The 23,175-nt window shown below is 70.4% G+C and carries 16 protein-coding genes and 1 pseudogene; 6 read left to right on the top strand and 11 right to left on the bottom strand.

All coding sequences use genetic code 11. The features are described from left to right. Nucleotides 1-25: 25 nt before the first annotated feature. The 6 genes from AC08OU_RS00915 to AC08OU_RS00890 form a co-directional block, all read right to left on the bottom strand. Nucleotides 26-580 carry a helix-turn-helix domain-containing protein gene (locus tag AC08OU_RS00915; RefSeq protein WP_476601906.1) on the bottom strand — a complete coding sequence of 185 codons (555 nt, stop codon included), beginning with the start codon at nucleotides 578-580 and terminating at the stop codon, nucleotides 26-28. Nucleotides 581-759: 179 nt separating this feature from the next. Further along, the gene (locus AC08OU_RS00910; RefSeq protein WP_476604081.1) at nucleotides 760-2,232 is read right to left on the bottom strand and encodes a cell division protein PerM; all 1,473 of its coding nucleotides are present in this window, start codon (nucleotides 2,230-2,232) and stop codon (nucleotides 760-762) included. Nucleotides 2,233-2,252: 20 nt separating this feature from the next. After that, the gene (locus AC08OU_RS00905; RefSeq protein WP_476601908.1) at nucleotides 2,253-3,065 is read right to left on the bottom strand and encodes a hypothetical protein; all 813 of its coding nucleotides are present in this window, start codon (nucleotides 3,063-3,065) and stop codon (nucleotides 2,253-2,255) included. A 186-nt stretch (nucleotides 3,066-3,251) separates the two neighbouring features. Then, nucleotides 3,252-4,124, bottom strand: coding sequence for a succinate--CoA ligase subunit alpha (gene sucD / locus AC08OU_RS00900; protein ID WP_462203621.1), 873 nt, complete (start codon nucleotides 4,122-4,124; stop codon nucleotides 3,252-3,254). Nucleotides 4,125-4,149: 25 nt separating this feature from the next. Further along, nucleotides 4,150-5,316 carry an ADP-forming succinate--CoA ligase subunit beta gene (gene sucC, locus AC08OU_RS00895; RefSeq protein ID WP_476601909.1) on the bottom strand — a complete coding sequence of 389 codons (1,167 nt, stop codon included), beginning with the start codon at nucleotides 5,314-5,316 and terminating at the stop codon, nucleotides 4,150-4,152. 429 nt (nucleotides 5,317-5,745) lie between these two features. Then, nucleotides 5,746-7,209 carry a serine/threonine-protein kinase gene (locus tag AC08OU_RS00890; RefSeq protein WP_476604080.1) on the bottom strand — a complete coding sequence of 488 codons (1,464 nt, stop codon included), beginning with the start codon at nucleotides 7,207-7,209 and terminating at the stop codon, nucleotides 5,746-5,748. A 248-nt stretch (nucleotides 7,210-7,457) separates the two neighbouring features. On the opposite strand from AC08OU_RS00890, the gene AC08OU_RS00885 reads away from it, so the two are divergent. Beyond that, nucleotides 7,458-9,086 carry a carboxyl transferase domain-containing protein gene (locus AC08OU_RS00885; RefSeq protein WP_476598494.1) on the top strand — a complete coding sequence of 543 codons (1,629 nt, stop codon included), beginning with the start codon at nucleotides 7,458-7,460 and terminating at the stop codon, nucleotides 9,084-9,086. Nucleotides 9,087-9,248: 162 nt separating this feature from the next. Further along, nucleotides 9,249-9,767: pseudogene (locus AC08OU_RS00880) on the top strand (esterase/lipase family protein); the annotation flags it as partial. 381 nt (nucleotides 9,768-10,148) lie between these two features. Here AC08OU_RS00880 and pcrA read toward each other — a convergent pair. From pcrA to guaA, 4 genes are all read right to left on the bottom strand, one after another. Beyond that, nucleotides 10,149-12,665 (bottom strand): DNA helicase PcrA, encoded by a 2,517-nt coding sequence (pcrA, locus tag AC08OU_RS00875; RefSeq protein WP_476598496.1) that lies wholly within the window; start codon nucleotides 12,663-12,665, stop codon nucleotides 10,149-10,151. Beyond that, on the bottom strand, nucleotides 12,662-12,817 hold the full coding sequence (locus tag AC08OU_RS00870) for a hypothetical protein (RefSeq protein ID WP_462187511.1): 156 nt from the start codon (nucleotides 12,815-12,817) through the stop codon (nucleotides 12,662-12,664). The genes pcrA and AC08OU_RS00870 overlap by 4 nt, the downstream gene beginning before the upstream one ends. A gap of 158 nt (nucleotides 12,818-12,975) precedes the next feature. Next, nucleotides 12,976-14,112 carry a threonine ammonia-lyase gene (locus AC08OU_RS00865; protein ID WP_462187510.1) on the bottom strand — a complete coding sequence of 379 codons (1,137 nt, stop codon included), beginning with the start codon at nucleotides 14,110-14,112 and terminating at the stop codon, nucleotides 12,976-12,978. Between the two features lie 232 nt (nucleotides 14,113-14,344). After that, on the bottom strand, nucleotides 14,345-15,913 hold the full coding sequence (gene guaA / locus AC08OU_RS00860; RefSeq protein ID WP_462187523.1) for a glutamine-hydrolyzing GMP synthase: 1,569 nt from the start codon (nucleotides 15,911-15,913) through the stop codon (nucleotides 14,345-14,347). A gap of 549 nt (nucleotides 15,914-16,462) precedes the next feature. Here guaA and AC08OU_RS00855 point away from each other — a divergent pair. The 4 genes from AC08OU_RS00855 to AC08OU_RS00840 are packed head-to-tail and all read left to right on the top strand — an operon-like array spanning nucleotide 16,463 to nucleotide 21,725. Then, nucleotides 16,463-20,344, top strand: coding sequence for a nitrate- and nitrite sensing domain-containing protein (locus AC08OU_RS00855; RefSeq protein ID WP_476598498.1), 3,882 nt, complete (start codon nucleotides 16,463-16,465; stop codon nucleotides 20,342-20,344). Next, a complete protein-coding gene (locus AC08OU_RS00850; RefSeq protein WP_476598500.1) occupies nucleotides 20,341-20,763 on the top strand; it encodes a roadblock/LC7 domain-containing protein in 423 nt (140 codons plus the stop codon). The genes AC08OU_RS00855 and AC08OU_RS00850 overlap by 4 nt, the downstream gene beginning before the upstream one ends. Before the next feature lie 25 nt (nucleotides 20,764-20,788). Further along, nucleotides 20,789-21,148, top strand: coding sequence for a DUF742 domain-containing protein (locus tag AC08OU_RS00845; RefSeq protein WP_011435095.1), 360 nt, complete (start codon nucleotides 20,789-20,791; stop codon nucleotides 21,146-21,148). Then, nucleotides 21,129-21,725: a GTP-binding protein gene (locus AC08OU_RS00840; protein ID WP_462185733.1), complete on the top strand. Its 597-nt coding sequence runs from the start codon at nucleotides 21,129-21,131 to the stop codon at nucleotides 21,723-21,725. The genes AC08OU_RS00845 and AC08OU_RS00840 overlap by 20 nt, the downstream gene beginning before the upstream one ends. A gap of 59 nt (nucleotides 21,726-21,784) precedes the next feature. Here the strand turns inward: AC08OU_RS00840 and AC08OU_RS00835 are convergent, their stop codons facing one another. Beyond that, nucleotides 21,785-23,146 (bottom strand): ABC transporter substrate-binding protein, encoded by a 1,362-nt coding sequence (locus tag AC08OU_RS00835; RefSeq protein WP_476598502.1) that lies wholly within the window; start codon nucleotides 23,144-23,146, stop codon nucleotides 21,785-21,787. Between the last annotated feature and the right edge of the window lie 29 nt (nucleotides 23,147-23,175).

The following is a 23,175-nucleotide window of genomic DNA, read 5'->3' as shown; positions in this document are numbered from 1 at the left end:
AGCCACCTGAGCCCGGGGCTGCCGATCATGCCGCCGGAACCCATCCGGCGAGGAGATCTGCCAGCCACGCGTCGATGGCCTGGGCGGACGGGACCTCGCAGGCCGCCGGAGACGACAGCCCGTCAGCCAACGAGCGCAGCCCCGCACACCCGTCCTCCTCATCCCCACCCGTGCCGCCCGCTGCACAGGTGCACCCGGCGGAGGCCGCGGGGCCCGCACCTCCCTCGAAGCCCTCATCGAGCTCGCCGTAGTCCCGCCCGTCCAGCAGATCACCCGACCGGCACAGGTAGAGCTCAGCCAGCCGTGACAGGACCTGTGTGGAAGGCGCCCGGCCGCCCTTGGCCGGCCAGCTCTCCCAGTACGAGAAGGTCTTACCGGTCTTGGCCGGCCCCGAACCGGGCCACCGCTCGTTCCAGCGGCGTGCGGCCTCCTCCTGCGTCCAGCCGTGCGCGAGGCGGAACGCGGCGAGCGCGCTCAGGTGATGGCGGGTCTGCAGTCTTCGGGCGATACGGCGATAGGACCAGCCCAGCTCCCGCAGGCGAAGTGCTTCAGCCCGGATACGGGCGACCGTGACCGCCACGACGACCTCCGTGAAGATGATCCAGTGCGGTCACGGTAACCGACGGCGCAGACAGTTTCGGAGGCCGACGGGGTGCCGGGCAAGCGGGGAGGGAGCGGGCGGGGAAAGGTCCCCGCCGGGCGGGGAGCTGCGGGCCCACAGACCTCGAGGAGGCCGCGGCAGCGGGGCCGCGAGGCCGGTCAGGGGTGTCGTCGTGACAGCCGGGCTGACGACCATGAGCCGGACGGTTGCAGCCTGCGCCACCAGGAGGGCGCCGCCGCGTCGTCGGCGACGAACGGCCGCTCGGCCCGACGGGCCGCCAGGTCGATGCCGCCGATCAACAGGAGTCCGACAAGCGCGGTCTCCCCCCCGGCAATCAGGCCGCACAGCCATCCGGACGAGGGACCATAGTGGTTACCCTGACCCGTCACGGTCCCGACCTGTCCCATCGACACTTGGACCGCCAGACCCACGAGGACACCGCAGACCACCGCCCCGAGCAGGACGGTCAGGATGCGAGCCCGGGAGCGGCGTCCCAGGCTCGCCCGATGGACCATGACAGTAAGCACGACGCCGGCCACGACGGGCACCAGCGCCAGCACAAGCCACCCGGGCCTGGGTAACGCGCTCGGCGGAAGGGCCGTCAGCACCGGGAGGTCCGGCAGGTCGGCCGGGCGGACGACATCCGCCCGGACCAGACCCGGACCCGTTCGAAATCCTGGTCCGAGGGCGTAGGACAGACCCCAGAGGACCAGGTTGGGCAGCAGCGCAAGCTGGGTCGCCGTGAGCCCGAGACCCCCGAGCACGCCCACGTCGAGCGAGCGCTCGGCGGCGGCGACCTCGGGCTCGGTCGCCGCGAGCACCAGCGCGACCCCGAACGCGGCGGCCGCCAGCAGCGCCATGAACGCCGCCGCGCCGGACAGCAGGGGGACGCGCAGCATCACGGGCAGCATCCGCCATGCCGTGCGCAGCCGATGGCGGCCGGCCAGCGCGCCGAGCAGGGCGGCCGGTATCCCGAACGCGACCGTCCCCAGCGCCGCAGAACCGGGGGTCGGCCGTACCGAGTGCGTGCGCACGATGAGCGCGACGACCACGACGAAGAGAGTCTGGGCGCCCACGACGCCGATGACGTCGCCTGCCACGGCTCGCCAAGGGACCCCGACGGCGCCATCCGACCGGCAGCGGCCCCCGCGGGAGTCCCCGAGGTCCGCCACCGAAGCGGCGGAGCGCCCTCCGCCGAGCCGGGCAGGCCGCAACCGCGACACCCGGCCCAGCGGCATCCGGCCGAGCGACACCCGGTTCAGCGACACTCGGCCCAGGGGCGTCCGGTTGAGAACGGCATGCGACTGCAGCGGTGCCGCGCTCGCCCGCCGATGTGCCGCGCTCAGCGCCGCGGCCAGCGGAAAGAGGGCGAGGCCCAATGGCCGGAACGCGATGATCCCGTCAGGGAGCCGCAGCGTCGTTCCGTGAGCGGCAAGCCACAGATCGGCTCCGACGCGCAGAGCCGCGGCGGGTCCGGTGGAGGAGCCGGTGTCGGCTCCCCACACAACCAGAACGACGAATTCGATGAACATCAGGCCCGCAGCCGACGCGGCGACCGCCTCCGCCAGGGGCCGTCCGCCCCGCTGCCAGATCCGATCGGCAAGGCGTCGCGGCAGTCTGGGCGGCTGCATGGAGGCGGGCACGTATCGGATCAACGACCGGGAGGAGGCTCCTGCTGGCCGTAACCACCCGGCGGAGGCGGCTGCTGGCCATAACCTGGGGGCGACTGAGCCTGACCCTGCGACGGCTGCCCGTACCCGCCCGGCTGGGCCGGCTGCCCGTACCCGCCGGCGGGCGGCGCGCCGTATCCGCCGACAGGCGGCTGACCGTAGCCCGTGGGCGGCTGACCGGGCGGCCCATAGCCCGGCGGCGGCCCGTACCCCGTGGGCGGCTGGCCGTAACCGGGAGTGGGCTGCTGGCCGTAGGGCTGACCGTAGGGCGGCTGCTGACCACCATACGGAGGCCAGGCGCCCGGCTGACCGGGCCCGGTGGGACGGGCACCCGGACGGCCGGGAATGGGCGCTCCGCTCGCCAGCGCCGTGAGCACACCGAAGACGGTCTGCACGATCGTCAGCAGCAAGGCGAGGTAGAACCCGAAACTCGGCCCGGCGTCCACCCCGCTCGGCACGTCGGGGAACCGGATCCATCTGATCAACAGCAGAAGGACGGCGAACGCCGAGACGGCCGGCAGTATCCACAGGATCGAGACCGGACCAACGTCCGGGATGCGGACGTTGGCGGCGACGCGCGCCGTCACCAGACCGGCGACCACGACCACCAGGAACACCGGGAACCAGGAGTTGAACCCGAGCCCCCAGGCGTTTTTGTGAGCCTCCGCCGAGCGGCCGAAAAACCCCAGGCTCACCGAATACCACGGCAGGAAGCTCACGATGAACGTGACCGCCCCAGAGGCGACCACCCCGATGTCGTTGGTGGCGACGGTACGACCGCCGATCTGTGCCACGACGGCAACCCCACTTCGTCTGGTCGGTCGGTGCGGAGACGAGAGCCGTCGATGCACCGATGCAGAAGTCTTGCAGCCGTCGGAAGCGAAGGGAAGACGTCCGTCCCCGAAGCCCCGCGGCCAAGACCCCTACCTGTCCCGATGCCGAGCCCCCGCGTCCCGCGGGGGCTCGGCATCGGGACAGGCCTACAACGACCGCATGATGTCAGCCATCAGCCGGGCGGTCTCCGACGGGGTCTTGCCAACCCGGACGCCGGCCTTCTCCAGGGCTTCTTTCTTGGCCTGCGCGGTACCGGACGAACCGGACACGATGGCGCCCGCGTGGCCCATCGTCTTGCCCTCCGGCGCGGTGAAGCCGGCCACGTAGCCGACGACCGGCTTGGTCACGTGCTCTTCGATGTGCGCCGCGGCCCGCTCCTCGGCGTCGCCGCCGATCTCACCGATCATCACGATCGCGTCGGTGTTCGGATCGGCCTGGAAGGCGTCGAGCGCGTCGATATGCGTGGTGCCGATGACCGGGTCGCCACCGATGCCGACGCAGGTGGAGAAGCCGAACTCCCGCAGCTCGTACATCATCTGGTAGGTCAGCGTGCCGCTCTTGCTGACCAGGCCGATGCGCCCGCCGGGGGTGATGTCGGCCGGGATGATGCCGGCATTGGACAGACCGGGGCTCGCGATACCCGGGCAGTTCGGCCCGATGATCCGCGTCGTCGCCTTGTACTGGGAGTAGGCGAAGAACTCGGTCGTGTCGTGGATCGGCACGCCCTCGGTGATGACCACCGCGAGCGGGATCGCCGCGTCGATCGCCTCGATCGCCGCGTCCTTGGTGAACGCGGGCGGAACGAAGATCACCGAGGCATTGGCGCCGGTCTGCGCCATCGCATCGGCGACGGAGCCGAACACCGGCACGCCCTCGACCTGCTGGCCCACCTTGCGCGCGTTCACGCCGGCGACGACGTTCGTGCCCGCGGCGAGCATGCGGCGGGTGTGCTTGCTGCCCTCCGAGCCGGTGATGCCCTGCACCACCACCCGGCTGTTCTCGTCAAGCCAGATAGCCATCGGTTCGCAATCCCCTTCGCCCAGGTCAGGCCGCGGCCGCGGCGAGCTCGGCGGCGAGCTTCGCCGCGCCGTCCATCGTGTCGACCGGCTTGACCACCGGCAGGTTCGCCTCGGCCAGGATGCGGCGGCCCTCCTCGGCGTTGTTGCCGTCGAGGCGCACCACCAGCGGGGCGCTGACGTCGCCGACGATCTTCAGGGCCTGCACGATGCCGTTGGCCACCGCGTCGCAGGAGGTGATGCCACCGAAGATGTTGACGAAGACGCTCTTGACCGCCGGGTCACCAAGGATGATCGACAGACCGTTTGCCATGACCTCGGCGGACGCGCCGCCGCCGATGTCGAGGAAGTTCGCCGGGCGCTTGCCGCCGAACTCCTCCCCGGCGTAGGTCACCACGTCGAGGGTGGACATGACCAGGCCGGCACCGTTTCCGATGATCCCGACCTCACCCTCGAGCTTGACGTAGTTGAGGCCCTTCTCCTTGGCCTTCTGCTCCAGCGGGTCCACCGCGGCCACGTCGACGAACGCCTCGTGCTCCGGGTGGCGGAAGTCGGCGTTGTCGTCCAAGCTGACCTTGCCGTCGAGGGCGACGACCCGGCCGTCACCGGTGAGGATCAGCGGGTTGACTTCGACGAGGGTGGCGTCCGACTTGAGGAACACGGTCCAGAGCTTGGCCAGCAGCTCGCTCGCGCCGTCCAGAGCCGCCTCGGGCAGCTTCGCCGTGACCGCGATCTCGCGCGCCTTGGCCGCGTCGACTCCCCTGAGCGGGTCGATCGCGATCCGGGCCAGCGCCTCCGGCTTGGTCGCCGCCACCTCCTCGATCTCCATGCCGCCCTCCCGGGAGGCCATGGCGAGGAAGGTGCGGTTCGCCCGGTCCAGCAGGAAGGATGCGTAGTACTCCTCGGCGATGTTGCTGGCTTCCTCGACGAGCACCGAGTGGACTGTGTGGCCCTTGATGTCCATGCCGAGGATCGCTGTCGCCTTCGCGAAGGCGTCATCCGGCCCGTCGGCTACCTTGACGCCACCGGCCTTGCCCCGGCCTCCAGTCTTGACCTGCGCCTTGACGACGACCTTGCCACCGAGCTCGGTGGCGATCGCGCAGGCCTCCTCGGGGGTGGTCGCGGTCTTCCCGGTGGGCACCGGTACGCCATGTTCGGCGAACAGCTTCTTCGCCTGGTATTCGAAAAGATCCACGGTCCGTCCAGTCGGATGCGGTCGTTACGGGTTGGGATACGTAGAGCTGCACAGAACGCCTGCGAGCCTACTGACGAGGGCGTTACAGCGCGCGCCACGCGCTGTGCACCACACCGCCGTCGCCGGCGGCCCACGGGTGGGATCGAACGGGCCGATCCGGCGCATCCCTCGACCCGGTCCGGGGCCCCGGCAGGTCGATACAGGACAGATACAGGACAGATACAGGACAAATGAGTGTGGACACCCACCGCGCCGAGGGCGGCTTCCGCCCCACCGTCCTCAGAGCGCGGGTCCGCCGGGAGCCGCTGAGCGTGACCGACGGGACCTGCCCTACGCCGTCCCGTGTCCGACGTCACGAAAGTTAAGACCCTCATTATGTCGGAAATCACATGGAAGAAACACCGATCGTAGCCAGCCCCTCCGGACCAGTCAGACGAATTTCAGGATAACGACGATCAAGATCATCGCTAGTCCGATCCCGAGCCAACCCAGGCCGATACCGACGGCCGCCACCGTGGTGCCACGCTCATCCCGGCGGCGGATCCGAACCCGCGCGACCAGTCCCACTACGACAGCCGCGGCACTGCCAATCCCGAAGATCCAGAGTACCGCCAAGAGAACCGACAGCATCGCGCCGCTGTTCCAGTGCCGGCGCCGCGGCGCCTCGGCCCGCCGAGCGTCGGTCCACAGCCCGACCCGCAGCGCAGCCGGTCGACCCGCTGGCGGGAAGGCCGACGGATCGGGAGGACGCGCCGGTGGAGTCGGGTCGCTGGGGCGATAGGTCACCTCCGACCGTCCCGGATCGGACGCCACGTCCGCGGCGGCGGTCGCGCCCCGACGCTCCGCGGGCGCCTGATCCGCCCACTTCCCCGGGACAACCGCTCCCGACGGTGGCGGGGAGACCGGTCGCGGGGAGACCGGTCGCGGGGAGACCGGTCGCGGCGGTGCCGCGGGGGGTAATAGCACGGCGGGCCGAAAGGCCGACGCGGGTGGCGGCGGTCCGACCGGCCACAGGCCAGGTGCCGGGCCCGGTCCCTGCACGTCCGGCGCCCAGCCACCGGACGGGTCGGCCTCGGTGACCCCACGCACCTCCCGGCCTACCAGCGCGGCCAGCAGCGAGGCGGCGTCCGGCCGCTCCCGCGGGGCCTTGGACAGCGCCCTCGCGACCAGGTTGAGCAGGTATCCGGGGAGCGCGTGGAGATCGGGAGAGTCCCGCTGTACCCGGACGGCAAGCAGGTCCGGCGTCTCGGCATGGAAGGGATGCCGCCCCGTCGCCGCGTACGTCATGCAGCTCGCCCAGGCAAAGACGTCCGCTGAGGCGTCCGACGGCTCGCCGCGCATCTGTTCCGGTGACATCCAGGCCAACGTGCCGATCACATGACCGGTGCGGGTCAGCGTGGCGCTGTCGGTCAGGTGCGCGATCCCGAAGTCGATCACCTTGGGCCCGTCCCAGGCCAGCAGGATGTTGGACGGCTTGAGATCACGATGGACGACACCGGCGGCGTGGATGGCGACCAGCGCGTCGGCGAGGCCGACGGCGAGACCCCGGACGAGGTGGTCCTCCAGCCGACCGCGGGCCCGGACGGCCTCGGCCAGGCTGGTCCCCTCGACGTACTCGGTGACCATCCACGGCGCCGCGGCCTCGGTGTCGGCGTCGAGCACGGCGGCCACCGCCGTACCTCGCACGCGCAGCGCCGCCCGCACCTCACGTTCGAAGCGGCTGCGGAACTCCTCGTCCTCGGCGAGATCCTCGGCAGCGACCTTCACCGCAACGGGACGCCGATCCGGGGCGAAACCGAGATACACGGTCCCCATCCCGCCGGCACCGATCCGGTTCTGCAGACGGTACGGGCCGATTTGGCGAGGATCGTCCTCCATCAGCGGTGTGAGCATCGCTTCCCTCGCTGCTCCCCTCGCTGCACCGGTGTAGCAGGTTCGATCCGGGTTCCCACCCGCCCAGGGGGCTGTGGGTGAAAGAGTATGTCCCCGGCCGCCATCGGCCGAAGGCGCGGTGCGTCGCAGGCGTGCGGGCCCGCGAGCACCCGCCGGCCACCCGCCGGCGGGGAGTGCCCGTCCGTGTTCCACGACACCATGGCCGCGACGACGGGCATCCGGTCGGCCCCGGGCGCGAAAATGCAGGCGTGGACAGCGACACCCGGCCGGGCCAGGAGACGACCGCCGACTGGCGCGCCGCCCTGCTCGCAGGCATCACCCTGCGGCCCGCCACGGCCGCGGCCGTCAACCGACTGGGCTGGCCCGACTACGACGGTCGACCGGCTCTGCGCTGGGGCGAGGGCGCGGTGGCCGGCATCCCTGCCGTGGTCGCGGTCTGGGATTTCACGGTTTACGGGGGAAGCTTTGGCGAGCGGGACGCACGTGGGTTCGCCGAGGCCGCCACCGCGGCCGCAGCCAGCCGCCGTCCCCTGGTGTCGTTCCTGCGCAGCGGTGGCACCCGCTTGCAGGAAGGGGTCGCCGGACTCGTCGGACTGCCCCAAGCCGCACTGGCGCTCGCCGCGCTGGACGCGGCGGGGGTCGGTCACATCGCCGTCGCGGACCAGCCCACCACCGGTGGTATCTGGGTGACGATCGGCTCCCGCGCGGACCTTCGGTGCGCGGTACGCGGGGCGACGGTCGGCTTCGCCGGGCCTCGGGTGGTCGCGGCGGTCACCGGCACCGCCCCGTCTCCGGGCAGCTACACCGCAGGCTCGGCGTACGCCGCCGGGCTGGTCGACGCGGCGGCGGCGCCCAGGGCGGTCCAGGCGTGGCTGCGGCGGGCCCTGACCGGCCTGGCGGGTCTACCAGATCGGGAGAGCCGGGCTGGTCCAGGTACCCGGACCAGCCCGGGCGGCCAAACCACTCCGGGCGGATCGGGCGACCTGGCAGACGGAGGCGACCTGGCAGACGGATCGGACGGCGGCCCGTCACAAGCCGACGACGAGACCACCCTCCCCGTCCCGCCCGACGATCCGGACACCCGAACCGGGTCCGACGGACCTGCGCCGGGGGCTGAACACGTCGCCGCGCGCTCCGGGTGGGCGCAGGTGCGGGCGGCCAGGGACGGCATCCGACCGGACGGCATCGAGGTGCTGCAGACGCTGCTTCCCGACGGCGTCGACCTGGTCGGGCCGGATCCCCGGGTCGTGGCCGGTGTGGGGGTGCTCCTGGGCGACGTCGCGGGGGCTGCGGGGCGGGGAGGGCCGATGCGTGCGGTGGTTGTAGCTGTCGGGGCCCGTCGCGGCGACGCCCCGGGGCCGGCCGGGTACCGGTTGTTGGTCCGCGCCGCCCGGCTCGCGGGGAAGCTGGGGATTGGTCTCGTGACCCTGGTCGACACGCCCGGCGCGGCGAACGACGCGGACGCCGAGGCCGCGGGCATCGCGGCGGCGATCGGGGACGCGATGGCCGCGGTGTTGGCCTGCCCCTCGCCGACGCTGTCGATCGTGTTGGGTGAGGGCGGCTCCGGCGGGGCTCTCGCCGCGGCGGTCACCGACATCGTGGCCATGACCCCGGACAGTTACTTCACCGCGCTCTCCCCGGAGGGCACCGCCGTCACGCTGCGGGTACCGGTCGAGCGGGCCGCAAACGTCTCCGGGCTACGGCCGACCGACCTAAACGCGCTGGGATTCGCCGATCGGCTCCTGTCCGCCACCACCGCGGCCGAGACGGCGCGCGACGCTGCATCGCTGCTCGCATCCCTGAGCCGGGAGGACCAGGGCGATCGGCTGCGCCGGCGGCAGGCTCGATGGTCGACAGGGCTACCTAACAGTCTGTAGTATTTCTCTCCGGTCTTTACTTGGTCACCGGGATATCTGCCGACCTGGGGGGCGAGCACCACGGCTGGCGGCACGGATGGTACGGCGAGGGAAAGCGAGCGGGCCATCGGCGAGCAGATACTGCCATCGTTGGCTGCGGCCACGGCCCGCCTGAGGCGGGCCGTGGCCGCAGCCAACGTCGCCGCTCCAGGGCGGTCGGTCCTCGTCGGCCTGCGCACGACCCCGGTGAATGCCCGCGGGCTCGCCGTGGAAGCGGCCTGGATCGCCACCCACCTCGCCCTCTACCCGGCGAGTGCGCTGCGCCGGCAGCGCCCGCGCGAGCACGAGCCCTACTCACTGAGCGCCCTCTCCCCCCTGCACCGCAGCCTGCTGGTCAACGCTCCCGACGCGGCAGGCACCCCGATCCTGCTGATCCACGGCCTGATCGACAACCGGTCCGTGTTCACCCGGTTGGGCCGGTCGCTGCGCCGCCGCGGTTTCCGCCGGGTGCGCACGGTGGAGCTGCCGCTGCTCGTACCGACGGTGCAGGAAGCGGCGCTCCGACTCGCCGCGTCCGTGCACGCCGCCATGGCGGACAGCGGCAGGCAGCGCGTGCACATCGTCGCCCATTCACTCGGCGGGCTGGTGGCCCGTTACTACGTGCAGCAACTCGGGGGCGATCAGTACGTGGACACGCTGATCACTCTCGCGACGCCTCATTCCGGCACCCGTCTCGCCGGGCTTGTCCCCCGGTCGGTGCCGTACCGGCTCGTCACCCAGCTACGGCCGGGATCGGCGCTCCTACGCGAACTCGCCGCACCCGCCCCCGGCTGCCGGACCCGGTTCGTCGCGATCGGCGCCGGGCTGGACAGCGTGGTGCGGCCCGCCGAGGCGGCGCTCGACCATCCCGATCTCGACATCGAAAATCACACCGTGCCGGGCCTCGGGCATCATTCCCTGGCGTTCAGCGGCAAGGTTGCCCACCTGGTCGCGAGCTGCCTCGCCGGGGCGCCGGACCGGCCGGGACCGGTCCCCCGAGCGGAACGGTCCCGGCGACCCGGACCGTCGGGACCCTCGGGACCGTCAGAGCTTCTCGACGGGGGCGTACCGCAGGAGCAGGCGCTTCGTGCCGGCGTTCTCGCCGAAGTCGATGGTCGCCTCGGCGGAGTCACTGACCCCGCCGGTGGCGACGACAACCCCGAGACCGAAACTGTCATGGGTCACCCGGTCGCCTTGGCGCAGTTCCAGGACGGCCCGCGCGGCCGGCCGCGCGCGGCCCGAGAACGGCGAGTTCGGTAGCGGTTTACGCGCCGCCGGGGCGTCGGCGGCGCCCCGGCGGGTGGCGCCCGGCCCAAACCCGCCAGACGAACCCCAGGACGTCCCCGCGGGCGCCGGCGGGGGATCGGCCAGCCGACGCCAGTCAACCAGCGTGTCCGGCACCTCGCCGAGGAAGCGCGACGGCGGGTTGTAGGCCGGTTGGCCCCAGGCGCTGCGCATCACCGCGCGGGTCAGGTAGAGCCGGGTCCGGGCCCGGGTGACGCCCACATAGGCGAGCCGGCGTTCCTCCTCGAGCTGGGTGGGATCTCCCAAGGTCCGCAGGTGCGGGAAGACGCCGTCCTCGAGACCGGTGAGGAAGACGACGGGGAACTCGAGGCCCTTGGCGCTGTGCAGCGTCATAAGGGTGACCACGCCATCGGAACCGTCGTCGCTCGGAACCTGGTCCGCGTCGGCGACGAGCGAGACCTGCTCGAGGAACTCCGCGAGCGTGCCCTCGGGCAGCCGCTGGGTGAACTCCTGGACCACTCCGACCAGTTCCTGCAGGTTTTCCACCCGGCCCTGGGACTCGACGGTGTCCTCGGCGAGGAGTTCCGACAGGTAGCCGGTGCGTTCAAGCACCGCCTCGACCACGGCCACCGGGTCGTCGGCCGCCATGGTGTGTAGCTCGGCGAGCAGCGCGGTGAACTCTCGCACCGCCTTCGCCGAGCGCGCGGCGATCCCCGGCACCTCGTCGACACGCTCCAGTGCCTGCGCGAACCCGATCCGCTCGACATCGGCGAAGCCCGCCAGGGCCGCCTCAGCCCGCTCGCCGATCCCGCGGCGAGGCACGTTCAGGATGCGACGCAGGTTCACCGTGTCGCTGGGATTGACGAGGACCCGCAGGTAGGCAAGGAGATCACGGATCTCCTTGCGCTCGTAGAACCGCACCCCGCCAACCACCCGGTAGGGCAGCCCGACCCGGACAAAGATCTCCTCAAACACCCGGCTCTGGGCGTTGGTCCGGTAGAACACCGCGACGTCGGCGGACCGCGCGAGCTTCGCGTCCGAGAGCCGGTCGACCTCCTCGGCGACAAAGGCCGCCTCGTCGTGCTCGTTGTCGGCGGCGAATCCGACGATCTTCTCACCGTCACCGGCGTCCGACCACAGCCGCTTGGCCTTGCGCTGGTTGTTACGCGCGATCATCGCGTTCGCGGCGGAGAGGATGGTCTGGGTGGAGCGGTAGTTCTGTTCCAGCAGGATCACCGCGGCGTTCGGGAAGTCCTCCTCGAACTCCACGATATTGCGGATGTTCGCCCCGCGGAAGGCGTAGATCGACTGGTCCGCGTCGCCAACCACGCACAGCTCCGCCGGTGGGACGGCGCCCGAGGCCCAGGTATCCGACCCGGCCGCTGGCTCCTCTGACTCCACCGGCGCGGACCCGGCACCGAAGTACGCCGGCTGACCGACGAGCTCGCGCACCAAAACGTACTGCGCGTGGTTGGTGTCCTGGTACTCGTCCACGAGCACATGTCGGAAGCGGCGCCGGTAGTGCTCAGCGACGTCGGGGAACGCCTGGAGGAGGTTCACCGTCGTCATGATCAGATCGTCGAAGTCGAGGGCGTTGGCCTGAGCCAGCCGCTGCTGATAAGCGGCGTAGACCTCGGCGACGGTCCGCTCGAGGTGGTTCGTGGCCCGGTCCCGTGCGGCCTCCCAGTCGATCAGTTCGTTCTTCAGGTTGCTGATCTGTGCCGCCAGACCTCGGGCGGGATGCCGCTTGGGATCAAGATCGAGGTCGCGGGTGACCAGAGTGATCAGACGCTGCGCGTCGGCGGCGTCGTAGATGGAGAAGGTCGAGCTGAACCCGAGACTCTTCGCCTCGGACCTCAGGATGCGCACGCAGGCCGAGTGGAAGGTGCTCACCCACATCGCCCGCGCCCGAGAACCGACCAGTGCCGAGACCCGTTCGCGCATCTCGCTGGCGGCCTTGTTGGTGAACGTGATCGCCAGAATCTCCCCCGGCCGGACCCCCCGGGCAGCCAGCAGGTACGCGATACGGTGGGTCAGCACCCGCGTCTTGCCGGACCCCGCGCCCGCGACGACAAGCAGGGGTGCTCCGATGTGCACCACCGCCGCCCGCTGCTGCAGGTTGAGCCCGTCGAGCAGAACCTCGGCATCCAGGCGCGGCGAGGAGGAGTCACCGGGCCCGTCCCCGCCCACCGGCGGCGCCAGCACCGCTGGGCCGAACAGGTCGTAGGGCACGTGCGCACCGCCGTGGACATCCGTCCCGACCGACCCGGCGATGCCGGATCCGCCGCCGTGGGAATCGCCGAAAAAGCCGCTCATGGGACTCCGATCGTACGTTCGACGTCGAGCGGGTCGGACCGCGGCATGCCCGGATCGTACCCGACGACCCGGTTCGCGGTGTGGTTCGCGGTGTGGTTCGCGAGATGCACCGACAGCCCCACCCGGCCGCGGTCCTCGCGCGTCCGTGCCACCACATGACCATCACGCGTCCACGCCCAGTGGTCGTCGACCCGCGTGCTGACCAGCCTATTGTCCGTCGTTCCCGCCCCGCCCCGCGCGCGAGGGCGGGGCGTCGATGGCCGTGGTCCGCGTCAACGCCCGGCCCACCGGCGGTCACGCGGTCAGGCGGTCACGCGGTGCTCGACGCGCTCGGCGGGATGGCCGCGAGCGCCTTCACCCTGCTGGCCACCCCCGGGTCGATGTTGCCGCCCGACAGGATCGCCACCGTCGGGCCCTGCGCGAGATCACCTTGACGCAACAAGGCCGCAACCCCCGCGGCGCCGGCCGGTTCCACCTGGTGGCCGGCCCGGTGCAGCAACACCATCGCCTCCCAGAACGCTGCCTCATCGACCGTGACGATCTCGTCCACCAGGCGTGCGGCAAGGGCGAAGGTCAGAACCCCGGGAGCGTTCACCGCCATACCGTCGGCGATCGTGGTCGACGCCGAGACCACCCGTGACGAACGTGGCGCCGTCGGCTGTTCGGACGTCCGGCTGCCCGGAATCGTCCCGGCTTCCCACAGTGTTCCGGCACCAGGCGTCACCACCCCACCGGGGGGCACCGGGAGCCGCCGGCCAGCCCGCAGCGACGCGGCGAACGCCGACGACAGCACGGACTGCACACCGACCACTCGCACATCGGGGCGCCGGGACCGCACCGCCGCAGCCAGCCCGCTGATCAGTCCTCCGCCGCCCACCCCGACCAGAACGGTGCCGAGATCGGGCACCTGATCGAGCAACTCCAAGCCGATCGTGCCCTGCCCGGCCACCACCGTCGGGTCGTCGAATGGGTGGACCAGCAGCCGGTCTCCCCGGGCGGCGAAGGCGGCGGCCGCCGCGAGCGCCGCTTCCACCCCCCCGGGTATCTTCTCGACCCGGGCGCCCCACCGGCGCGTCCGCGCCACTTTGACCGGATTGGCCCCCACCGGCACGAAGATCGTCGCCTCGACGCCGAAGGTCGCGGCCGCGAAGGCCACTCCCTGGGCGTGGTTACCGGCACTGGCCGCCACCACCCCCCGGGCCCGCGTCGCCGGATCCGCGGTGGCCACCCGGTGGTAGGCACCCCGAAGCTTGAACGAACCGGTGTGCTGCTCGTGCTCACACTTGAGCCAGACGGGCGCACCGATCGCCGCCGACAGGCCGAGATCCCGGACGACTCTGGTCTGTCGTGCCACCCCGGCAAGGACGCGGGCCGCGGCGCGGATGTCCGACGCCCAGAGTTCGGCGTCCGGGGCTACCGATCGGTCGTCTGCGGCTGCTGCGGTCATGGAGCATCTCCCGGCGGCTGAGCGGCCACCCCACCATGACCGCGGCAACAAAAAAGCCCCCCACCAGGACAAGGCGGAAGGGCGAGGCGCAGACCCGATGACCGGTCGCGCGCCTAGGTAATGGCCATCTCGTGCGGGGTCACGTCATCCAGGGTGCTCCGGTCCCGCCCGGACGTCAAACGTGCCCGTCGGCGGGGGTCGCCCGACGGGCACGCGCTCCGATCCGGGATCGTCACTCCCACTCAATCGTGCCGGGGGGCTTGGAGGTGATGTCGTACACCACCCGGTTGACCTGCGGCACCTCGTTGACCACCCGGTTCGAGATGCGTTCCAGCAGGCCGTAGGGTAGCCGGGCCCAGTCGGCGGTCATCGCGTCCTCGCTGGTGACCGCGCGCAGGACGATCGGGAAGCCGTACGTACGCTCGTCACCCTGGACGCCTACCGACCGCACGTCGGCGAGCAGCACCGCGAAGACCTGCCAGATCTCGCGGTCCAGGCCGGCCTTGCGAATCTCCTCCCGGATCACCGCGTCGGCCGCCCGCACCACGTCGAGCCGCTCGGGCGTGACCTCGCCGATGATGCGGACGGCGAGGCCCGGGCCCGGGAACGGCTGGCGCCAGACGATCTCCTCGGGCAGCCCGAGCTCCTCGCCGAGCCGACGGACCTCGTCCTTGAACAGGGTCCGAAGCGGCTCGACCAGACCGAACCGCAGGTCCTCGGGCAGTCCGCCGACGTTGTGATGAGACTTGATCTTCGCGGCCGTCGGCGAACCGGATTCGATCACATCAGGATACAATGTCCCCTGCACGAGAAAGTCGATCGTCGCGCCCTCCGCCTCCGCCCGGGCCTCCAGTTCGCGGGCGGACTCCTCGAAGACCCGGATGAACTCGCGGCCGATAATCTTCCTCTTCCGTTCCGGATCGGTCACTCCGGACAGCGCGGCGGCAAACCGGTCGGCCGCCTTGACATGGACCAGATCCACACCGGTGGTCGCGACGAAATCGCGTTCGACCTGTTCCGCCTCGCCGGCCCGCAGCAAACCATGATCGACGAAGACGCAGGTGAGCGCGTCTCCCACCGCCCGGTGCACGAGCGCGGCAGCGACCGCGGAGTCCACCCCGCCGGACAGGCCGCAGATCAACCGTCCGGTCCCGACCTGGGCCCGGACGGCCGCGACAGCCTCGTCAACAATGTTGATCATTGTCCAGGTGGGCCGGCAGCCCGCGCCCACGAACAGGAAGTGCCGCAGCACGTCCATGCCTCGCTCGCTGTGGACCACCTCTGGGTGGAACTGCACGCCGTAGAGACGACGCGCGGGGTCCTCAAAGGCGGCGACCGGGGCCGACGGTGTGGAAGCCGTCACCCGGAAGCCGGGCGGCGCGGCGGTCACCGAGTCGCCATGCGACATCCAGACCTGCTGGACAACGGGCAGACCGTCGAAGAGAACCCCGGGACCCGACACCGACAGACGAGTTGCTCCGTACTCGGCGGTTCCCGTGCGCGCGACGGCGCCGTCAAGCGCCTGAGCCATGACCTGATGGCCATAGCAGATACCGAGAATAGGCACTCCGGTAGCGAACAACGCAGGATCCACCCGGGGCGCGCCAGGCGAGTAGACGGACTTCGGGCCGCCAGAAAGGATCAGTGCGGACGGACGCCGGGCGAGGATCTCGTCCACCGACATATCCCACGGGACGATCTCCGAATACACATGACATTCGCGTATGCGCCGGGCGATCAGTTGGGCATACTGGGCACCGAAATCGATCACCAGCACGGTGTCATAGCCCGGATGCCCCACCGCGGACGGGCCGGTGGGGCCGTCCGCCGGGGACCGCGGAACATCCCGAACCGCGCCGGTATCCGTCGGCTCCGCACCGCGACCAGCACTGCTACGCTGCAACTCACTCACCCCGCAAGCCTACGGACACGACGACCCCACCGGTCCGCCCAGGCGCCCAACCATCTCCCACGGCCTTCACCGGAACAGACGAAGCACGCCGGACGCCGCCACAAAGGCGGTAAGGGCTCATGTCGGAGATGTCTAGGATGCCGAGTTTGCGTCTTCAGCCGGGTTCACTCACCCCGACAATCGCTTCGATCATCAGTGACGCCCGATGTCGGGCTTCCCCGGCCTTCCCCGGCGGTTACGGTAGTGGTGACTCCGCGCGCAGTAGCGACAACTGACGTGCAGCCACCAAGGCGCTTACGGTGGGCGCCTTTCGGATGCCGACTTCGTACCGCTATGGTGCCTGACAAGGGACATCCGGGCCCGATACCGAGCCATCCTGGTACGACCTGTTCCGGGAGGCTGGCGGAGAGGTTGCGAAGGTACGTGCGCAGACAACCGATGGCCAGCAGCACGGGCATCGCCGCAGACTCGGAGCCGACAGTGGCGCCGGGTTCGCCCGTGGACGCCGAAGACGGCGGGCAGCGCGATGGTCGATTCGCCGCGCCACCGAACCCAGCCGGGTCGGGACTGGCGCGCCTTCACCGCGCCGCCGCCAACCCCACCAACTGGCGGGTACGCACCAAGCTGATCGCGATTCTGGCCGTGCCTGTCATCGCGATCCTCGCCTACTCGTCCATCGAGGCGGGTACGGTGCTGACGAGCACGCGGGACGTCAACCGGATGTCCGACCTGACCGAGATCAGCCGCTCGGCGTCCGGGCTGGTCCACGCCCTGCAGGCCGAGCGCACCTACAGCACCGGATTCATCGCCAGCGGTCCCGTCGGCGCCCGGGACGGGAGCACGATTCCCACCCGCCGGGCGGCGGTCGATGAAGCTTACAAGGCGTACAAGTCAGCTGCCAGCGAGCGGCGAGGATCCTTCGGCAGCGAGGTACGCCGCGCCCTCGACGACATCAGCAGCCGGATGGACACGCTGCCCGCCAAGCGGCAGACGATCGAAAGGCTGATCGACAGGAAGGCGGTCGAGACCGCCTTTCAGCCGATCATCAACTCGCTGATCAACCTGATCCGGCTGATCCCGCAGGGAAATGACGACCAGGAGCTCAACGCCGGGGTCAACACGGCCTACTTCTTGATGTCCGGGACGGAGCTTCTCGCCGAGGAGCAGGCACTTATCCACGGCCTGCTCACCCGCAACGGGAACCATGTCCTCACGGCAGACGACTATCGCGAGTTCCTGTCGGCCGAGACCCAGCGGGGCCGCCAGCGCAACGATCTCGAGAACGTCGCTCTACCGGACCAGCTCGCGGTCTACGAACCGACGATCGACACCGAGACCAACGGGGACATCCGCAACACCCAGAATTATGTCGAAGAAATTCTGAATGCGCCCATCGGTCAGCCGCTGACCGCGCTGGAAGCCGAGAAATGGGACCAGGCGACCCAGCAGACCATCGACACCGGTACGGAGGCCGTCGACAAGCTCTTGGGCCTCGTCGACGCCCGCATAGGCACCCTGCGGGGCAACATCCAGCGCCACGCGCTGCTGTCCGGTCTACTGATCGTGCTCATCCTGGCCCTCGCCCTGCTCGCCGCACTGGTCGTCGCGCGCTCGCTGGTCCGCCCCCTGCTGGCGCTGCGGACCGCCGCGCTGGACATCGCCGATCACCGGCTTCCCGAGGCCGTCCGTCGGTTGCGCGATTCCACCGAGCTGGACATCGACGACTCGATCGAACCGGTCGGTATCGACACTGACGAGGAGGTCGGCGAAGTCGCGCGGGCTTTCGACGAGGTTCACCGGGAGGCGATCCGGCTGGCCTCCGAACAGGCGTCGCTGCGGAACAACGTCAACGCGATGTTCGTGAACCTCTCCCGGCGCAGTCAGGGACTGGTCGAACGGCAGCTGCGTCTCATCGACGAGCTGGAGAACCGCGAGCAGGATCCGGACCAGTTGTCCAACCTGTTCAAGCTGGATCACCTCGCCACCCGTATGCGGCGGAACAACGAAAGCCTGCTCGTCCTCGCCGGCACGGACACCGCTCGGCGCTGGACACACCCCGTCCCGCTGAACGAGGTCGTACTGGCGGCCATCTCCGAGGTGGAGCAGTACACCAGGGTCAAGCAGACGTCGGCCGCCGCGGTGTCCATCGCCGGCAACGGTGTCAGCGACGTCGTCCACCTGGTCGCCGAGCTCCTCGAGAACGCCACCTCGTACTCGCCGCCGGCCACCAGCGTCCTCGTCACCAGCCGCTCGCTCGGTCCGGGGGCCGGGGCGATGATCGAGATCGAGGACCAGGGCATCGGCATGCCGGCCAAGGAACTCGAACGGGTCAACGACCGACTGGCGAACCCGCCGGTGGTCGACGTGTCGGTGTCACGGACCATGGGCCTGTTCGCGGTCGGTCGGCTGGCCAGCCGCCACGGCATCCACGTCCAGCTGCGCGAATCCGCCTCCGGAGGTATCACCGCTGTCGTCCGGCTGCCCGCCAAGCTGGTGACCGGAGACGGCCGGGCCGGCACGGGACCGGGCCGGCCCACCGCGCCGACGCTAGGAACCCGCGCCGGCGACGCGCCGGCCATCCCCGGTTCCCCGACCGGACCGCGTGCACCGGAGCGGCCGGAGCGCACCGGCTCGGGAACTCCCGAACCGGTGGGCGGCAGGGTCGCGCCGACGAACGGCACCGGGGCCAACGGGCACCGGACCGCAGGTGAACCCGCCGGACCGGAAAGCCTTTTCGACGACTCCAGTGGGCCCCGGCGGTTTCCCAACACCAGGCCGTTCCCGCTCACCGGGCCGCTGGCCGCCGCTCAGCTCGGGTCCGACCGAACGGGTTCGCTGCCCACCGCGGATAATCGCGACTTCGGGCCGGACGACTTCACCCCCGGCCTCGACAGCGGCACCGAGCGCGACAGCGAGGCGGATAGCACCGGCGCCGCTCCGCCGACCCTGCCGCACGATCTACTCGGGCGGGGAGGAAACGACGGGGACTACCCGGTCCCGGGAGCCCGGGACCGGGACCGGCCCGGCCCCGGTGGGCAGGACGGTCCCCGTGACCCACGGGAGCTCGACGACCGGGAACTCAACGACCGGGAACTCGACCTCGATGTCCTTCGCGGCCGCGGCGGCACCGCTCCCGGTGGCCGGCTCGACCCGGCCACCGACGCCGAACCGCCCCCCGACGTCGTACCGGACACCCAGACCATCGACCGGCGCGGATTCGGACGACGGGATGATCTGGTCACGGACGAGACGAGACCGGTGTCGTTCGGGGACAACCGCTGGGGGACCAAACCACGTCCCGGCGGCACCACCGGGCCCGGTCGGACCGAGCAGCCCGACACCGCCCCGGCACCGCCCGGCCCGAGACCGCCCGGCCAGACCCGGCCCGAGGCCGGTGAGCGGACCCCGCCGGCCGAGGAGCCGACCCCCGGGGCCGGCAGTGTGTTCGCCCGCTCCGAGAACCGGCCCGTTCCGCAGGAACGATCGGAGCCCATGGAGTCCACCGGTCCCCGCGACCGGCCGGCGTCGGCGCTCGGGTCCCGGCGGTTCCGCGATACCGGGGCGACGGAGGCGATCTCCGGCGAGGACACCGGCGAACAGACCACGGCGGACCGGGACACCGACGACATCGAGACGTCGCCGATCTTCGACTCCGTGTCGGCGTGGTTCCAGCGACGTCCGCCGTCCAGTCGGGCGCCCGCCCAGCATTCGACGGCGGCCGCGGCGGCCCACCTCACCGGGCCGGATGCCGGTACGGCGGCGCCACCGGCCCGTTCCCCGGTCCGTCCGGGGCTCGGTGGGGCCTTCGGGCAACGCGGCCCCGCCCGCTCCGGAGTCGATCCGCTCACGGGTACCCGGACACCGGCGCGGGAGGAGCCCGCGGCGGACGCGCCGTCGGCGGCTCCGCCCGTCCCGGCCTTCGCGGCCCAGCATCAGACGGCCCTGCGTCAGACGGCCCCGCACCATCAGACGGCAGGGCAGTACCAGCCAACACAGCACCAGGCAACGCCCCAGCAGACCCCGTCCCGGGAGAACTGGACATCTCCCGGGGACGCCGGCTGGCAGGCGGCCGAGTTGTTGCGTCAACCGAGCACAGGCGGCGTGACGCGGTCGGGCCTACCGGTGCGAGTTCCCATGACCCATCTCGTGCCCGGCAGCGCCGAACCCGCGCCCCGCCGGCGTCCCGCCGACACCTCGGCCAGATCTCCTGAGGCTGTAGGAGGCCGGCTTGCCAGCTTCTACCAGGGCGTACGGCAGGGACGTGATGTCGGAGTCGACACCGCGAGGAATCCTCGACGTGACGCGCAGGAGGAACGGTGACACCCGTGAGTTCTGAAGCCCAGAACCTCAACTGGTTGATCAACAATTTTGTCGATCGAGTCCCGGGTGCCGCCCACACCGTCGTGGTGTCCGCAGACGGCCTGCTACTCGCCGTCTCCGACGGCTTCCCCCGGGATCGCGCCGACCAGCTCGCCGCAGTGGCCTCGGGACTGGTGAGCCTGACCCAGGGCGCCGCCCGCGTCTTCGAGGCGGGCGGCGTCACCCAGACGGTCGTGGAGATGGAGCACGGCTTTCTCTTCATCATGGCAATCAGTGACGGCGCGAGCATGGCAGTGCTCGCGGCACCATCCTGCGACATCGGTCTGGTCGGCTATGAGATGGCCCTGCTGGTCAGCCGGGCGAAGGACGTCCTGACCCCGGCGTTGCGCGCCGAGCTGCAGGGAACCCTTCCGCGGTGACCGGACGGCAACACAGGGAGTCAGGGTGAGTATCGATCCCGAGGGCACGCCCGGGCCGGTCGTCCGTCCGTATGCGATGACCGGTGGGCGCACTCGGTCGCGCTATGAACTCGCCATCGAGGCACTCGTCTTCACGACGCCTCTCGGCGAGGAACGAGCGATCGGCCTCAACCTGGAGCAACAGACCATCGCCGCCATGTGCCGGCAGGTGCGATCCATCGCGGAGATCGCCGCTGGCCTCCGGGTGCCCCTCGGGGTGGCCCGCGTGCTGGTAGGCGACATGGCGGACGAAGGCTTCGTCCGCGTCCACCAGCAGCCTGACCGCGACGAGGCACCGGATCTCGCGTTGCTCGAAAGGGTTCTCAGTGGCCTTCGAAAGCTCTGACAACAGGCGGGTCAACTCCGCCGTCGCCACGACCTCGGTTAAGATCGTAGTAGCGGGCGGGTTCGGCGCCGGAAAAACCACATTCGTGGGTTCGGTGTCCGAGATCGTCCCGCTGCGCACCGAGGCCGTCATGACCGAGGCGGGAGCCCACATCGACGACCTCACCCACCTGATGGACAAGACCACCACCACGGTCGCCATGGACTTCGGCCGAGTCTCGCTGGACGAGGATCTGATCCTGTACTTGTTCGGCACCCCCGGGCAGTACCGCTTCTGGTTCATGTGGGACGACATCGTGCGGGGAGCCATCGGTGCGATCGTGCTCGCCGACACCCGCCGACTGGCCGACTGCTTCGCCGCGGTCGACTACTTCGAGCAGCGGCAGTTGCCCTTCGTGATTGGCGTCAACTGCTTCGACGGGATTCTGCGGCACTCGATCGAGGACGTCCGGGAAGCACTGCAGATCAGCCCGGCCGTTCCCGTCATCACCTGCGACGCCCGCAACCGCGACTCCACCAAGAGCGCACTGATCGCGGTGGTCGAGCACACGATGTCGCGGGCAACCGCACGGACCTGAGGTGATCCCGCCCGGGGCGGCCGGTGCCAGTCGCCCCGGGCAAACGAGCCGACCCGAGCTCAGACGGGCGAGGGAACTTTGCGGAGTTCGGCCTCCAGCGGGACCTTGGTGTTACCCGCGTTGTTGACGATCTTGAGGTTGAAATCGTTCGCCTGCTGGTTCTGGTTCCACTGACCACCGACGAGGGCGATGCGGGCCACGTTCTTCGGGACGTTGGGCTGAGCTCCGAACGCCACGGGTCCGACAATGGTCTGGGCGTCGACGTCGCGGATGGCCGTGGCGACGGCTTCCCGACTGTCGAGGGAGTCGACGTTGCTCAGCGCCTTGACGGCGACCTCGAACAGGGCGTACGAAAATCCCAGGGTCTGGGTCCACCCCTGACCGCGGGCGCTGGTGAAGTCGTTGGCCAACTCCAGGGACGTCTTGTTCGTCAGCGAGCTACGGAAGGGATGCGCCGGTGACCACGCCACCTCGGTGGTAAGACCGTCACCACCGGTACCGAGGCCACGCACATCCTCCTGGAAGTAGATCGCCTTGGAGATCGTCAGGGCGTTCGGCGAGTAACCGGAGGCCCTGGTCTCCTTCCGGAAGGTGGCGAAGTCCGCGGCCCGGGACACGCCGACGACGGCCTGCACCCCGTTCTTCTTGAATTCATCGATATAGGTCTTGAATGAGGGCGCCCCGGTTGAGTAGCCGGCTGACATCGGCGACGTCAGCCGGAGATTGTTGTAGTTGCGGATGGTGGGAATTCCGAAGTCCGGGTCGGCGAACGCGCGGCCGTCGTCGTCGTCCGGATACATGAGCCCCACCTTGGTGATCCCGAGCTGGCTCCACATCGCGACGTAAGTCGCCACCAGGTCCTCCATGCCCCAGAAAAAGTGGTAGGTCCAGCGGAAGGGCATATCGACGTTGCCGCCCCGGCCATTCCACCAGGCCTGCCACGGGGCGATTGTGGAGATACAGGGAACCTGGTTGATCTCGCACTGGTCCGCGACAGGAATGGCGGTGTCGGAGGTGCCACCGACCAGCACGATGTCGACCTTGTCCTTGAAGATCAGGTCGGTTGTCGCGGTCCCGGCGCCATGGCGGTCCGACTCGGAGTCCCGGACGAAGATCTCGACGGGATAGGTGCGGTTCCCCACCTTCACGCCGTCGGCCAGGATCGTGCGCATCGTCTGCAGCACATACGAGTCGACCACGCTGTAACTGCGGAACGCCCCCGTCCGGGACGTCACATAGCCGAGACGTACCTTGCGCGTCGCGCTAGCCGAGGAGGATGAACCCCCGCACGCGGCCAACAGCCCGGCGGCCGGTGCCGCGACCGCCGCGGTCCCGGCCCAGCGAAGCAGGCCGCGCCGGTTAACGGCCCGTCGGCCGCTCTCCCGGGGAGCGGGGACGCCCCCGTCCGCACCGCCAGCCACATCCGTCCTGCCAGCGGCGGGACACCGTC

This window comes from Frankia sp. CcMO1, assembly GCF_977945845.1.
Note: the sequence above shows the minus strand (reverse complement) of the source record. Positions and strands in the feature narration are given on the sequence as shown.